This window comes from Paenibacillus sp. LHD-38 (genome assembly GCF_031157315.1).
Lineage (GTDB): Bacteria > Bacillota > Bacilli > Paenibacillales > Paenibacillaceae > Pristimantibacillus.
The window spans coordinates 1-14,790 of the sequence record NZ_JAVIFU010000044.1 but is presented as its reverse complement, the minus strand read 5'-3'; the positions used below and the strand labels follow the sequence as shown (position 1 = coordinate 14,790).

General features: G+C 45.8%; 13 protein-coding genes and 2 pseudogenes. 10 read left to right on the top strand and 5 right to left on the bottom strand.

Annotation, left to right across the window (positions count from 1 at the left end; all coding sequences use genetic code 11):
- Positions 1-23: 23 nt before the first annotated feature.
- Together RCO25_RS26915 and RCO25_RS26910 are read left to right on the top strand one after the other, a co-directional pair.
- Complete coding sequence (locus tag RCO25_RS26915; RefSeq protein ID WP_308999162.1) at positions 24-503, top strand: hypothetical protein; 480 nt, start codon at positions 24-26, stop codon at positions 501-503.
- Positions 504-604: 101 nt separating this feature from the next.
- Positions 605-781 carry a hypothetical protein gene (locus RCO25_RS26910; RefSeq protein WP_308999161.1) on the top strand — a complete coding sequence of 59 codons (177 nt, stop codon included), beginning with the start codon at positions 605-607 and terminating at the stop codon, positions 779-781.
- 119 nt (positions 782-900) lie between these two features.
- Here the strand turns inward: RCO25_RS26910 and RCO25_RS26905 are convergent, their stop codons facing one another.
- Positions 901-1,983, bottom strand: a complete 1,083-nt coding sequence (locus RCO25_RS26905; protein ID WP_308999160.1) for a Gfo/Idh/MocA family protein — start codon at positions 1,981-1,983, stop codon at positions 901-903.
- A gap of 215 nt (positions 1,984-2,198) precedes the next feature.
- On the opposite strand from RCO25_RS26905, the pseudogene RCO25_RS26900 reads away from it, so the two are divergent.
- Positions 2,199-2,771, top strand: a pseudogene (locus RCO25_RS26900) (ABC transporter transmembrane domain-containing protein); the annotation flags it as partial.
- Between the two features lie 175 nt (positions 2,772-2,946).
- Here the strand turns inward: RCO25_RS26900 and RCO25_RS26895 are convergent.
- Positions 2,947-3,972 carry a CobW family GTP-binding protein gene (locus RCO25_RS26895; protein ID WP_308999159.1) on the bottom strand — a complete coding sequence of 342 codons (1,026 nt, stop codon included), beginning with the start codon at positions 3,970-3,972 and terminating at the stop codon, positions 2,947-2,949.
- 165 nt (positions 3,973-4,137) lie between these two features.
- On the bottom strand, positions 4,138-5,043 hold the full coding sequence (locus tag RCO25_RS26890; RefSeq protein ID WP_308999158.1) for a helix-turn-helix transcriptional regulator: 906 nt from the start codon (positions 5,041-5,043) through the stop codon (positions 4,138-4,140).
- A 245-nt stretch (positions 5,044-5,288) separates the two neighbouring features.
- Here RCO25_RS26890 and RCO25_RS26885 point away from each other — a divergent pair, with 245 nt between their 5' ends.
- Together RCO25_RS26885 and RCO25_RS26880 are read left to right on the top strand one after the other, a co-directional pair.
- Complete coding sequence (locus RCO25_RS26885) at positions 5,289-6,128, top strand: sugar phosphate isomerase/epimerase family protein (RefSeq protein ID WP_308999157.1); 840 nt, start codon at positions 5,289-5,291, stop codon at positions 6,126-6,128.
- Between the two features lie 40 nt (positions 6,129-6,168).
- Complete coding sequence (locus RCO25_RS26880) at positions 6,169-7,179, top strand: Gfo/Idh/MocA family protein (protein ID WP_308999156.1); 1,011 nt, start codon at positions 6,169-6,171, stop codon at positions 7,177-7,179.
- A 74-nt stretch (positions 7,180-7,253) separates the two neighbouring features.
- Here RCO25_RS26880 and RCO25_RS26875 read toward each other — a convergent pair whose 3' ends face one another.
- Positions 7,254-8,090, bottom strand: coding sequence for a helix-turn-helix transcriptional regulator (locus tag RCO25_RS26875; protein ID WP_308999155.1), 837 nt, complete (start codon positions 8,088-8,090; stop codon positions 7,254-7,256).
- 218 nt (positions 8,091-8,308) lie between these two features.
- On the opposite strand from RCO25_RS26875, the gene RCO25_RS26870 reads away from it, so the two are divergent.
- The 5 genes and pseudogenes from RCO25_RS26870 to RCO25_RS26850 all read left to right on the top strand — a co-directional run bounded on the left by RCO25_RS26870 (position 8,309) and on the right by RCO25_RS26850 (position 13,349).
- Entirely contained in the window at positions 8,309-9,310 is a 1,002-nt protein-coding gene (locus RCO25_RS26870) for a Gfo/Idh/MocA family protein (RefSeq protein ID WP_308999154.1), read from the top strand.
- A gap of 30 nt (positions 9,311-9,340) precedes the next feature.
- Positions 9,341-10,279, top strand: coding sequence for an aldo/keto reductase (locus RCO25_RS26865; protein ID WP_308999153.1), 939 nt, complete (start codon positions 9,341-9,343; stop codon positions 10,277-10,279).
- A 227-nt stretch (positions 10,280-10,506) separates the two neighbouring features.
- The gene (locus RCO25_RS26860; RefSeq protein ID WP_308999152.1) at positions 10,507-10,869 is read left to right on the top strand and encodes a phosphotransferase; all 363 of its coding nucleotides are present in this window, start codon (positions 10,507-10,509) and stop codon (positions 10,867-10,869) included.
- Positions 10,870-11,019: 150 nt separating this feature from the next.
- Positions 11,020-11,349 (top strand): annotated as a pseudogene (locus RCO25_RS26855) (phosphotransferase); the annotation flags it as partial.
- A gap of 752 nt (positions 11,350-12,101) precedes the next feature.
- Positions 12,102-13,349 carry an ATP-binding protein gene (locus RCO25_RS26850; protein WP_308999151.1) on the top strand — a complete coding sequence of 416 codons (1,248 nt, stop codon included), beginning with the start codon at positions 12,102-12,104 and terminating at the stop codon, positions 13,347-13,349.
- A gap of 307 nt (positions 13,350-13,656) precedes the next feature.
- Here the strand turns inward: RCO25_RS26850 and RCO25_RS26845 are convergent, their stop codons facing one another.
- Entirely contained in the window at positions 13,657-14,487 is an 831-nt protein-coding gene (locus RCO25_RS26845) for an HAD family hydrolase (protein WP_308999150.1), read from the bottom strand.
- Between the last annotated feature and the right edge of the window lie 303 nt (positions 14,488-14,790).

Sequence of the window (14,790 nt, the reverse complement as noted above, 5' to 3'; positions counted from 1 at the left end):
TTGTTGAAGGGTGGTCATGGGCAATGGTCATTTCTAGCTTTCAAGCCTTCGTTGAAGTGTTTGGCTTATCGATTTCCATGAGCTTAGTGGGCGGATTAATTGGACATTTTGTCAAAAACGGGATCATCGAATTGCCAAAGCTCGTCATTGAATATGATGAGGATGGGCTTACTCTTTCTTCGAATTGGTTAATCAAGTGGATTCAACGTATCTATTATTTCGCGATCTTCGTCATCGGCTTCCGGGACCACAGCAACGCGAAGAAAAAGATTTTTTTCGATCTCGGTTTTTTAGGCGATTTATTGATTGCCATCGGAACGGGGATTTTGGCTAAGACCGCATTATCTATGGCGAACACGACGGATAACTTCGCAGTTATAAGCAGCTCCTTGCTTGCCGGCTATGCAGGCTTATCCTATTTGAAGAGTAAGCAAAACAAAGAATTCGCAGATTTGTTCCCGGAGGAAATGGATGACCCAAATCCGCGAACGCCGCCAAAATAACATGCAAGTTTATTTTTCTTTTGCGTATAATGACCATAGCTGATAAACCAAAAGCTTTTGAATCTATTCCAGATCAAAACATGGTAAGGAGGGTGGAGCACGTGGGGAAAATTACGGTCAAAGTGACCCCTGCGGAAATGCAGGAGCTCAAGAAGTTAGCCGAGATTGTTAAAAACCCTCACCTTCCGATGTCTGACCGCCGTATCGCTAAGACGCAGTATGAGTCGATCATCAACTTTGCGAAGAACAGTAACCGCGGCATCATATCATCCGTTTAACCGATGTAAGTACTTTGACAGCTGTTCTCTCGCAGAACGGCTTTTTTGTTGTAAAAAAAACAGCCCGAACGGTCATTGACCGCCCGGCTGCTCTTATTGTTTCCCTTTAGTAAGTTGTATTATGGCAATTCAATCGTAACTTCGCGCTTGCTTGCCGCTGAGCGGAGTACGCCGTCGATAATCGCTTGGTTATACAAAATTTCCGCCCCAGGAATCGGTGCCGGCCGATCATCCGTGATGGCGGCCACAAAATCTCTTACTTTCTCATCAAATAAATTCAAACCGTGGTCAATAACGGGAATGGTTGATTGGATATGTTGGTTTACGACATCATGGTAAAGCGTCATGCTGCCTACGCTTCCATCCCATACGCCGCTCCAAGGTCCGGTTCCCGCAGGAGTGACTTTGAGACCTGCGTCCGTGCCGAGAAACATGGTGGCTCCGAGCGTATCCATGTGCATAGCCCAGCTCGTTTTGTAATTTAATATGATATCGCCTTCAAGGCGAATCATCGCCACGCCAAAATCCTCGACGTCAAAATTTGCGGCTTCGCGATGGTAAAGCGGATTTGATCCAAAATGGTTCGATGTGTAAGCGGACACGGTGAGCGGCTTAGGGTAACCAAGGGCATTAAGCGCCATATCGAGCGAATAGCAGCCGATATCGGCCATGGCGCCTGCACCGGCAAGCTCCTTGCGGATAAAGGTACCGCCAGGCATGCCGCGACGTCTGCCGCCGCCTGTTTCTACAAAATAAACCTTGCCTAGCTTGCCCGATTGCACGATCTCTTGTATTAATGACATATTGGGATCATATCTTGGCTGAAAGCCGACCGTAAGCATTTTTCCGCTGTGTTCAGCAGCTTCGACCATCTCGATAGACTGCTGCAGGGTGACGGACATCGGTTTCTCCACTAGAACATGCTTGCCTGCGTTCAAAGCATTTACAGAGGTTTCATGGTGAGCAAAGTTCGGTGTACAGATGCTAACGCCGTCAAGGTCAAGCTCCAGAAGCTTCCTATGATCTTCGAAAGCTGTCGCATTAACAAGCTCCTCTTGGTCGATAAAAGCTTGCGCTTTGCCAGGTATACTATCAGCCACCGCAACAATCTCTACATGAAGAGGCATTTTCTTATAAGCTGAAGCATGGGCTCTTGCTATGCCGCCGCTTCCTATAATTCCAATTCGGATCGTTCTAGTCATTGCTTTTCCCTCTTTTCGTTGTGTTGCTTTTACTTTAGCACAGCTCAATAGGTCATGAAATGATGAGAAACGGACATGGCCTCTATAAAATCATGACATGACCCCTTCGAATTAGCGAAGCTTCATTTTATACAAAAAACCGTTCGCGTTTGTCCATTGCCCCTTGTACCGCAATTGTTTTACGATTAACGGGCTGCAAATGATAATGATTATCATTGATTTTAGATTTTACCTGTGCCATTCTGGCAGCATTGCTCGAGCTTGCTTTTCCGCTTGCGGTGAACAGTGTGGTTGATGATTTGCTGCCGAGCGGCAATTGGAAGTGGATCTTGTATGCGTGCATAGGCCTATTAGCTATTTACGCCTTCAGTGCCGTCCTGCATTACGTGGTCACCTATTGGGGGCATAAACTCGGCATTAATATTGAATCGGATATGCGCAACCAGCTGTTCGACCGCGTTCAGAAGCTGAGCTTTCGATTCTTTGATAACAACAAGACCGGCCATCTTGTTTCACGAATGACGAATGATCTGATGGATATCGGTGAAATAGCGCATCATGGGCCGGAGGATTTGTTCATCGCATTAATGACGCTTGCCGACGCGTTTGCCATCATGCTAAGCATCAATTGGCAGCTTGCGCTTATGACCTTCATTATTATTCCGTTAATGATTTATTTGTCGCTTTATTTCAGCCGCAAAATGTCAGCGGACTTCAATCGCATGTTCGCTGACATTGCGGACTATAACGCGCGTGTTGAAAACAACGTGAGCGGCATCCGTGTTATGCTTTTGAGTTTGTCCAAACGCGGTTTATGCTTGCAGCTTTCCATGCGGTCTACATGCTTTGAATTTAGGAGTTAAGCAATGAAATGAAAAGAAGGTAACGTTCAAGAAGGCGAAAAATAACCTTTTGAAGCGGTACCTTCTTTATGCACTTTACGCTGCCGTTCCATTAATCAGCTCATAGTCGTTCTACGCGTCTCCACTGTTCTTCCAGCTCCTGTTTGTTTAAATCGATTCCGATCAAAACGAGGTAGCATTCTCCCTGACGGGAGGTTTCCGTCCATGTAAGTTGATTTCCTGCCAGCTGCAGCAGCATAACGGGGGAGTTGGGCTGCAGGCGAATGTAGCCTTTGGCGCGAAGGAGCTGGTTTTTATTTTTTTGCAAATATTTCTCGACGGCCCTTCGTCCTGGAAATATACCCTCGGCAAGCGATATGGACAATGTCTGAACGCGTGAGAACGAAGCGGTTTCAATGTCCACGTGCCCGGTGCGGCTGCTATGTAAAGAATGGGAACGGGAACCTGCGGCCGGTGCATGCTTTAAAATCCGGAAGGAGGAAGCGGCCGCCGAGGCGGGTTGGCGTTCCTCCTTCACGATATCCGCAAGCATAAGAGCAGGGTTAACCTGACTATGAGTAGCAGGGATTACAACAGCAGTTGAATTATGTTTGAGAAGCAGCTCGCCGATTTTCTTGCGCTTGGCAGCAGATGCGAGATCTGTTTTGTTCAAAACCAAAATATCAGCGGTTTCCATTTGGCGGCGGAGTGTCCGGATTAAAGCCCTATCTGATTCAAAAAAGCTGTTGTAGTCCAGCACGTTCTCTGCATCGAACACGGTAACGATTTGTTTTAAGTGAACGGACGCACGGATTTCGGGCTCAGTCAGCACATCTGCGATTTCCTCAGGATTTGCCACGCCGGTCAGCTCGATGAAAATAACATCAGGCCTGCTTAGGCACAGGGTTTGAATGCTGGAAGCGAGCTCACTGCGCTTGCTGCAGCAGACACAGCCGTCCAAGAGCTTCTCAACCTTCGTTCCGGAATATTCCTTCAAAATATGACCATCAACATCGAGCTGGCCAAGCTCGTTCATAATCACGCCGGTCTGCAAACCGGTTGCTTCGGCTGCTGCTAACAGGCGAAGGAGCAGCGTCGTTTTTCCGCTTCCAAGAAAACCGCTTAGCACGATAACGGGGATTTTCAATTTAAATTCCTCTCCAGTTCCTATAAATGAACGTTAATTGCGTCGGCAATAAATAAGATATGCAAACTAAACGTAATAATTACGATTATTTTACGGTATCCGTGCTTTTACGTAAAGCAAGGAATGGCCGCCTGGAGAGGAGGAATTCATTAGTCGTCATACCCTTTATAAAATACGCGACAGCTTCCGGTATTCTCGCGGTGAAATGCCTTCAAGACGGCGGAAAATCCGGCTGAAGTAGTGAATATCGGAGTAGCCTACGCGGTCCCCGACCGCTTCGACGGACAGATCCGTTTCGCGCAGCAGCTTCCTTGCCTCGCGGTGTCGAATGGACTGCACATACTCGCTTGGCGGCATGCCGCAGGTTTGTTTGAAAAGTTTTGCTGAGTGGTCGACGCTTAAATTCATATTTTCCGCGATGCTTGTATTCGTCCATGCGGAAGAAGGCGAAGCTTCAATTCTTTCCATTAGTTCGACAAGCTTTCCTCCATGCATCGAAGCCGGAGAAAGAGCGCGTATTCGCGGGGAACACAGCAGCTGGGCTAATATGTTCAGCATAAGCGCCTTGCAGACGAGCTCATATCCAAGGTGACGCATCGTAAACTCGTGTACGAGCTGCTCCATCAGCTGAACGCATGCGAGAGGGGGCGTATATACCGGATTTTGGGACAAAGCCGGGAGTCCTTCAACATTCGGCTCGAAAGTAAATTTATGAGGCTGGACATCGGATTCGTTTACAACCATATCAGCCTCCGTCTGGATATCTAGCTCATCAAAGAAATCGAAATGAATCCCCAAAAAACGTGCGTCCGAGGCGGAGGTAATTTCATTTTGGTGATAGACCCCCGAGGGTAAGAAAATTAGCTGGCCGGCGTCTAGCTTATAGCGTTGGCCATGCATTCTTGTGGCCGCTCCGCCCTGGCAGACGTACAGCAGCTCGAAATCATACAGTCTTCGCTGCGGCAGCACCCCGGTAGGCATGCTTTGGAATTGTGCGTAATGAATGCTCGGCGACCATTCTTGGAACCGGGCTTTGCGCTGTTTCGGAAAGGCGGATGCAGTGGTATCCAAGTGAGCGGCTCCTTTCTTGAAAATAAAATAAAAGAACGGAATTGTCCAAAAAATCGCTCTTTCCGCTAAATAATTTTAGGATTTAATCATTTAATATATAGGTATTATCACATATTACTGGTTAAGCTTCAATAGCACGTAATTAGACAAAAGAGTCTGATTCCTAGGCTTTGCCACAGGAATGTGTAAAGGGCTATTCAGTAAGCTGCCATTGATTTAATCCATTAGTATAGGAGGCAATGCCCATGAAAAAAGGAATTAACATTTGGTCGTTTGCAGACCGTTCGACGATCGCGGATTGCATTGGCTTGGCGAAGAAGGCCGGTTTTGACGGCATCGAGCTGTCTTTGAACGAAACAGGCGAACTCAGCCTGGCGTCATCGGATCAGGAAGTTCGGAGGATAAAAGAGATGCTGGCGGAGGCAGAGCTTGAAATTGCCGGATTAGCGACGGGCTTATATTGGTCATATCCCATGACAAGCGGGAACGAGGCAACGAGAGCGAAAGCCATCGATGTATGCAAGAAGCAGCTGGAGCTTGCGGCCGCGCTTGGCGTCGATACGATTTTGGTCATTCCCGGCGCGGTCGGCGTTGATTTTATACCTGGCAGCGAGACGGTCGATTATGAGTATGCTTATGACCGGGCGCTTGAAGCGATTGGGAAATTGGTCCCTTATGCGGAGAGCGCAGGCGTATCCATCGGCATCGAGAATGTTTGGAACAAGTTTCTGCTCTCGCCCCTTGAGCTGCGCACATTTATTGATGCGCATGGTTCCAATTATGTGGGCTCGTATTTCGATGTCGGCAATGCGCTGCAGAACGGGTACCCCGAGCAATGGATCCGGATTTTGGGCAGCCGCATCAAGAAGGTTCACTTTAAGGATTACCGCCGCGCTGCGGGCGGCTTACATGGCTTTGTTGATTTATTGGCAGGCGATGTGAATTATCCAGCCGTCATGGCGGCATTGGAGGCCACTGGCTACGACAACTATGTGACGGCAGAGATGATCCCGCCTTACACGCATCATACGGAACAAATCATTTTCAATTCTTCCCGGGCAATGGATGCCATCTTGGGACGCTAGCGCTAGTAAACACAAATTGAAGTGAAGAGGAGATGCTGTCATGCTAAAGGTTGGTATCATCGGTTTTGGTTTTATGGGACGCATGCACTTCGATAATTATGTCCGCCTTGCAGCGGAGGGGGCGCCGGTGCAGCTGGTCGCCATCTGCGATCTACTGATCGGGGAGTTGAAGGATGGCAAGGCTTCAGGCAATATTGCGACGGAGCAGGAAGTGTACGATCTCACGCCGTACCGCCTGTACGAAAGCATCGAAATGATGCTGGAAAGCGAGCAGCTCGATATCGTGAATATTACGCTGCCTACTTATTTGCATGCGGACTTAACCTGCAAGCTGCTTGAGAGAGGGATACATGTATTGTGCGAGAAGCCTGTGGCGGGCAGCTCCGAGGATGGCTGGCGCATGGCAAACACCGCAAAGAAGACGGGGAAAACCTTGATGATTGGCCAGTGCTTACGTTTCTGGCCGGCTTACGAGTATTTGAAATCCGCGGTCGAGGATGGGCGTTACGGCGCGGTTACGGGCGGTTATTTCTTTAGAGGCTCCGGTGCGCCGAAGGGATGGTTTCTCGATGGCAGCAAAAGCGGAGGATGTTTACTGGATATGCATATTCATGATGCGGATATGATCCACTGGCTGTTTGGCAAACCGGATAAGGTATCGGCAATTGCCCGTAATGTCATACCAGGCAGCGGCTATGATGCGGTATCTACTCATTATATATATCCCGACGGCAAGGTGCTGAACGCGCAAGCGGACTGGACGCTGGAAGGAGACTACGGGTTCTCGATGACTTACCGCGTCAATTTCGAGGGCGGAAACCTCGTTTTTGAAAATGGGCAGTTGAAGGTGAATCCGAAGCATGCACCGGGCTTTATCGCGGAATTACCGGAGGAGATGGGCTATTACCGGCAAATCAACTATTTCGTCGAATCGGTTTATAAGGGGCAGGCTGTATCGATTTGTACGCCGGAGAGCGCGGTCGGCACGCTGGAAATAATAGAAGCTGAACTGCGTTCAGCGGGCAGCGGAGGTTCGTTAGTGGAGCTTTAACGTGAACATATACATGAATAGGGAAGAGAAGCTGCATATCTTAGCGCAGCTTCTTTTTTTTGCTGCATTGCTATTCAAATTCCATAGAGCTGGCGGTAAACGGTAGGCGTCATGCCCTCATGCTCCATAAATCTTTTGTTAAAGTAGCTGACGCTGGGATAGCCGGCATCAGCAGCAATCTGGCCGATATTGGCGTCCTTCCGTTCGAGAAGCCACTGTTTAGCCATCTGAAGACGGCTGCGGGTGATGAAATCCATGGGTGTCATTTCCATCACGTTTCGGAACAATTTGCAAAAATAATAGGGGCTGACGCCGGCTTGCTCGGCCCATTGCTCAAGTACGAAAGGCTGTGCCGCATCCAGCTGCATGAGAGGAAGCAGCTCTAGGATGCGGTTACCGGAGCTGCTTGCCTTGCTGCCTGAAATCGGCACGGCCTGCTCGACGAATACGCTCAATATCGCATAGGTTAATGCTGAAAGCTTGGTCGGTCGCAGCATACGATGCGTTTCCGCCTCGACGAGCAGCTCTTCATGTACCTGCACCCATGCGGCAGGCTGGCGAATTGTCCAGAGCTGGCTTTTATGAAAGCCTCGTTCAATCATATAGTCCTGCAAGCCGCTGCCGTAGAAATGCAACCACCTAATATCCCAAGGATCATCCTTGCTGCTGTAGTAGTGCTGCCTCTGCAGCGGGAAATAGAGAACGGCCTCGCCTGCCTCGAGCGTATGAACTTTGCCATCCCATTCCACATAGCCTTTGCCGGAAACGACGTAATGTATATTGAAGTTGTTTAACGAGCCTGCCGTCCGAAGCGTGAAATGGTCGGGATGGTTCCAGTAATTTCCGACCGATTCAGGAAAGCAGAAGAAAGGATTGTTTGGCAGGGTAAGCAGATGGCTTTGCCTTTGCATGTCGTTCACCTCGATGACAATATTGTTGTAATGTATAACAAAATAATATCATTTTATTTTTTGAGAATCTACTTTAAACTAGGGGAAAGCGTTAGATATCCGATTGATTCTTATTTCATCACGATAATTTTTATGCTGCTATGAGCGATAGCAGTGACGGTTATCTATGCTTGAAATCACAATATAGTCATAAAATTTCAATTGAGGTGACGATAGTAATGACGACGAAAAAGCTTAAATGGGGCATCATGGGATGCGCGGGTATCGCAAAGAGAGCCGTTATTCCCGGCCTTCATCTCTCAAACTTAAATGAAGCTGCGGCCATTGCAAGCCGCGACGGGGAGAAGGCGAAAAAGACGGCGGAGGATTTGAACATCCCTGTCGCTTACAGCAGCTACGAAGCACTGCTTGCGGATGATTCCATCGATGTCGTGTACATTCCGCTCCCAAACCATTTGCACTGGGAATGGACGATTCGGGCAGCAGAAGCAGGAAAGCACATTTTATGCGAGAAGCCGCTCGCTTTGACCGAGAAAGAAGCGGATGAAATGGCGGAGGCAGCCGCGAAAGCGGGCGTACTGTTGTCTGAGGCCTTTATGTACAGATACCATCCGCGGTATGAAATGATCAAGAAGATCATTGATGAGGGACAAATAGGAGAGGTTCGCGGCATTCGCAGCGCGTTTACCTTTAACAATGCAGGTCATAAGGAAAATGTCAGATATCGCAAGGATTGGGGCGGCGGTTCGATTTACGATGTAGGCTGTTATCCGATCAATGCCGCGCGTCTGCTGCTTGGCAAGGAGCCTGAAGCCGTGACGGTGCAGGCGCTATTTTCGCCGGAGCATGACGATGTCGATATGATGGCTTCAGGCCTCGTGGAGTTCGAAGGCTCGGTTTCGCTCACATTCGATTGCGGCATGTGGGCTGCATTCCGCAACCCGCTTGAAGTGCTCGGCACGGAAGGGCTGATCGAGGTTCCTTCCGCTTACTTGTCGAACGAGCCTGGTCTCGCTAATTTTTACGTGAGCACGAAAGACGGGCGCAAGGAAATCGAGGTGCCTTTCATGAACACCTATACCGAGCAAGCCGATCATTTGGCGCGGGCCATAACCGGTGGACAGCCGCTGCAATTTGGTGCTTCGGATGCTTTGAAAAATATGAAAGTCATTGACGCATGTCTGCTTTCTGCTCGCGAACGCACACGAATCACGCTATAAATAATCAGATAACCGAGGAGGAAATTCATCATGGAATATATAAAAATCGAGGGCTCGCCCAAGCAGGTTTCACGTTTAATGAAAGGCTCGGATTATTTTTATCATGATGCCTACGAGAAAGCGGCAGCAAATTTGGATGCCTTTATGGCTATCGGCGGTAACTCGATCGATACCGCCCATATTTACTGCGGCGGCCAAAGCGAGGAAGTAATCGGACGTTATATGCAGGAGCGGGGCAATAGAGAGCAGATGGTTATTTTGACCAAATGCGTGCATCATGATCAAAACGGCCCGCGTGTGAACAAAGAGGCGATAAGGAAGGATTTGGAGGATAGCCTTGTGCGCCTGCAAACCGATTATATCGACCTTTATGCGCTTCACCGGGATGATCCGTCTGTACCGGCAGGCGATGTCATCGATATTCTGAATGAGCATGTACAGGCTGGTAAGGTGAGAGCGATTGGTGTATCGAACTGGACATGGCAGCGGATTAAGGAAGCAAATGAATATGCAGCGGATAAAGGGCTCGTTGGATTCTCGTTTAGCAGCCCGAACCTGAGCCTCGCCAAAGCGAATGAGCCGTTCTGGGCAGGCTGCGTATCCGCGGATGAAGAAACATGCGCTTGGCATGAAGATGAGCAGTTCCCGCTGCTTTCTTGGTCCTCGCAGGCAAGAGGCTTCTTTACGGGCAGATTCTCCCCGGAGATTCGCGACAATGCCGATTTGGTCCGTGTATTTTACAGCGATGGAAACTGGGAGCGGTTAGAGCGTGCCAAACAGCTGGCGGCGGAGAAAAATGTCAGCGCCATCCAAATTGCGCTTGCTTATGTGCTGAATCAGCCATTTCCAACCGTCGCGCTAATCGGAGCCCAAACAGCTGAAGAGCTCCATTCCTGCGATGCAGGCTCACTCATTAAGCTGACCAAGGCAGAGATGGAATGGCTGGACCTTGCTGCACAGAAGGTATAACAGGCATTAGCCCACTCGAAAAAGAAAAGAAAAGACTACTCCTTGCGTTTTATTAAACGACTAGGATATGGCATTAAATCTTTTAAGAATTAGATTTTCATAAGAAGTGACACATTTTCTTTGAGAACGGCTACATTGATGCCGTTCTTTTTGTTTTCTATTCGCTAACGGGCAGGGCGCGCCTAGCCAAGCTAGGTACAACTAACTGATGCAAGGTTCAGTTGACCTTGCCTTTAAGTATAGATAATGTTCCTGAGTCTTTTAGTTCACAAGTATACAAGCTGAATCTTACAAGTGGAGAAACTGTATATGCGAAGATCCCTTATAATAGGGATAAACTGTACGTTGAATATCGTATGCTTGAAATGTTGAGACAGATATTACCGGTTCCCAAAGTGTTAGACTTCTGGAGTGGGGATGACTTAGTTTCTGATGCCTTACTTTTATCTGAGATTAAAGGTATACCGTGTACAGGTGCTATTGACGATGAACTAGCATTTCAAATTGGGGTATTTCATGCAACGCTGCATGAAGTTAAAACGCCGGGATATGGTGTTGAAGTATTAGATGGGTTTCAATTTTCTAATTAGAACAATTGGAGACTTTATATAAAAAAATAACTTTGAAAAGTTTACAGAACCTTGTAAGGAAGTCCTTGAGAGAGGACTTTTCGAAAAATGTAGTACTCACTTTGAGAGTACCTTCTCAGTATTACCTCATCCTGATGACCCTGTGTTGTTCATATGGACTTTCGACCAGGTAATATACTAATAAATAATAATATGGTTGTTGGAATTATTGATTTTGAGAGTGCACGGGGTGGATCCTCTGAAATAGATTTCACAAAAATTAGTCGATATGTTTGGGAAGTAAATCCTCAAAATAAAATTTCGTATAAAAAGGGGTATTCGACAATTCGTCCTCTAATGGATTTGGAAACAATACTACCCTTTTATAATTTTTACGATGCTTTTAGTGCTGTTGTCTGGTGTAAAAATAGAGGGATTGAAAAAAACAAGGCGTTCCTAAAGGAAGGTATTTCTGTATTACAGAAATCCGTAGGCTGTTGAGCTAACGGGTACGATAGCTCAAAAAACGATCTTGCAAACCAGTCCTTTGAGGGGGCTGGTTTTTCAGTTTTAATACCTTAATATTCGCGAACCGAGTCGATCCAGCGCATGGATGTATACTAATTTTCCTTTGCGAATCATCATTCACATGGCCTGATAGCGCGGCAGGATAAAATCTTTACCACATAATTTATCGACCAATATATAGCGCTCATTGATTAGCTAATGCTAAACTTAACAAGCTATCGCTCGGGTTTTATCTTTTGCGAAGACCCCTCTGTTTTCCATTTCAGTCTGTGTATCCTCATATTATCTTGCCAAAACAATAACTTGTATCGTGGCACGTGCCTGAATTTATTTAGGATTAATTTGGAATAAGAAAAGAAACTGTATTCTCTGTACCGAAAAGTAGCATTTTTACATCACGTTGTAAAGGAAATCTACTATCGCCCCATTCCTGCATAGCATGTTTTATGTAACAGAAGAGACCAGCCGGATTCGATCATTGCAACCAGGAAACAACAATTTCGGAACATTTTTTCTTCCTAGAGATCAATTCAAGACCCTTTTAGGCTTTTCAAATAATCACCTTGAACATTTCCTGTTTTTGTTAAAGAGTATCTATTCTATTAATTCTCCAACATTTATAATACATATAGCTAGTGGTGGACTTATTTTCTAGAAGTGGTCTGAATACTACCCATTATTTGCGTTTCTGGAAGTAACAGAGAACAGTCAGGAGAGATTTTAATGTGGACATAATCAAGGAAATCATGGTGCAGTTTCTCTTCGCCCTTTTGCCATTTGTCAGTTTTAACGTTTACTATCGAGATAAAGCACAAAATTATAATAAAAATTTTATCATTATTACGTGTATGTTATCGCTGTTCTTGGCGATGACATTTTCCCTGAATTTGAAAACAGGATACATTTTTGATGCTCGCCATATTATCATGTTTTTTGGAATTATCTTTGGTGGTTTTCAGACGGGGATTATTCTTTTAGTTGAGTTCGTCATGTACCGTTTGTATTTAGGTGGGGAAGGTAAATGGATCGGGATAATGGTATTGACAAGTACATTTATCATGTCTGTCATTTTTAGCCGATTTTATAAACGAGCAAATCGCAGATGGTTGGTATCGATAATAGCAGGAATTGTTTTCTCAATACATTCGGGACTTTTTCTTTATGGCTACGACCCGGACTACGTTCAAAGCAATTTGTATACCCATCTAATATTTGTTCCGCTCTTTTACTTGATAGGAATATGGATGTTAACTTTCTTATTTGACAAAGCAGTATCCGACAAGAATTTGTTTATTAAGTATACAGAAAATGAAAAAAATGAAGCGATTGGCCATGTTGCAGCTTCGCTTGCTCATGAAGTGCGAAATCCAATTACCGCGGTAAGCGGTTTTTTAAAATTAATTCGTAACGATACTTTGCCTAAGAATAAATTGGACGAGTATATCAATATCAGTCTTAATGAGCTTAAACGTATGGAGGATGTTATTTCTAACTACCTTGCCATTGGCAAACCACATGATAAACAGAAGGTACGAACAGATCTTTTATATCAGCTACAAAACACAATCGATGTGATGATACCGTATGGAAATATGAACAATGTTCAGATTGAGTTAATAAAACCGCAAGCCTCTGTTTGGATTATGGCTGATCCGGATGAGATTAAGCAAGTGATCGTTAATTTCATTAAAAATGCGATAGAAGCATGTTTGGAGGTTTTGGAAGGAAAAGTATCGTTAAGTTTGTCACTTGATGGTAAGAATGCCATTCTTATCATTAGGGATAACGGGATTGGCATGAATAAAGATCAGGAAAATCGTCTGGGTACCATTTATTTTTCAACTAAATCAAATGGTACAGGCCTAGGGCTTACCTTTTCATTTCAAGTAATACGTGCGTTAGGGGGGACTATATCCATCAATAGTCGACCTCAAAAAGGCACAGAATTTAAAATTACTATCCCCCTTGCATGACGCCTTTTCTTTAGGGTTCTATTAACACGTATGATAGACGGCAAATAGGGCAGCGAAGGACCGTTCAACTAACGGGTACTATAGTTGAACAAACAAGGAGCAGTTTGCTAAGGCAGTTGCTCCATTTCTTTATTAAGCTAACGGGTAGAACACTTCCAATATGAGTTAATATTAGAGGGTTGCTTAAGCAATTAATTAAGTGGTTAGAAAACTTGTAAGAAAGGAGTATTGGGTAGGCTGTAATGTATTTGGATGATCTAGAAGACGAGGAAGAAGTTCCATAGATTGCTCTTGATAACAATCTGATTTATGTACTTAAGAATCCTGCTGTACGACGGGATTGCAGTAACGCTTCAAGTACAGCCGCTACGCCGTCATCGTCATTTGTCTCCGTTATTCGTGCGGCTTTAATTTTCAGTTCATTAATAGCGTTTCCCATTGCCACCGGATACCCGCAAAGATCAAACAGCTCCAGGTCGTTATAATCATCCCCGAAAACCATCACTTGATCCGGATGAAGTCCTCTTCGGTTCAAAACTTGTCCCAATGCACCAGCTTTGGATACGGAAGAATTCATAATCTGAACCAGCCTGCTTCCATCTGTTAGAATTAACTTAACCCGGTGCGAGAAGCTGCTTTTCAGCTCCGTGTAAATATTTTGCACATTGGGAAACAGCAGCTTTGAAGGACATAGCTGGTTAATTCCTTCTCTGGACAGTACCGTAGGAATCGGAGCGTCTGAAGGCATGCCGAGAATATCAAAATGCTTCGAAGCCAAGGAACGATTACAGAATATGGCGTCCTGCGCTTCAAAGCAAACTAGAGGCTCACCACTTTGGGCGGTAATGGCGTCATAAAGATCAGAGACAGTTTCATGGTCAATCAGCACATGGTCCTCTGTTTCGTATGAAGAGTCTACGGTATGGGCGCCATTGTAGTAAATCATGCAGCCTAATTGCAGAAGTGCTTCTGGCAGCAGCATTCGCACCGACCGTGAAGGTCTTGCAGTAGCAATAATGATTTGAATCCCATTTTTGTGACAGTCCAATACAGCGTGAAGGTTTCGCTGGGAAACCTCACGCTGGGTATTCAACAACGTTCCGTCTAAATCCAGAACAACAGATAGTATATTGTTCATGACGCCTCCCATTGAAAATTTTATCAAAAATATCACAGGATACCTTCAACTGTAAATCATTAGTAACCATGGAAGGAAACCGTTAGTAAACTTCGTGCTATTTTGCTAAACATTCCTGTAGGGCCTAAGAAATGGCCTTTGTCAAAAAAGGAGCGCCTCGGTATGATGGGTTTGTCGAAAGGTCTAATAACCCAACACCATCAAGGAGGCGCTCTTACTATGAAGTTTAAGCAATCAGCCGAACAAAATCAACGCATTGAAAGAATATCTACATCTCACCTTGTTGTGGGTATAGATATCGCG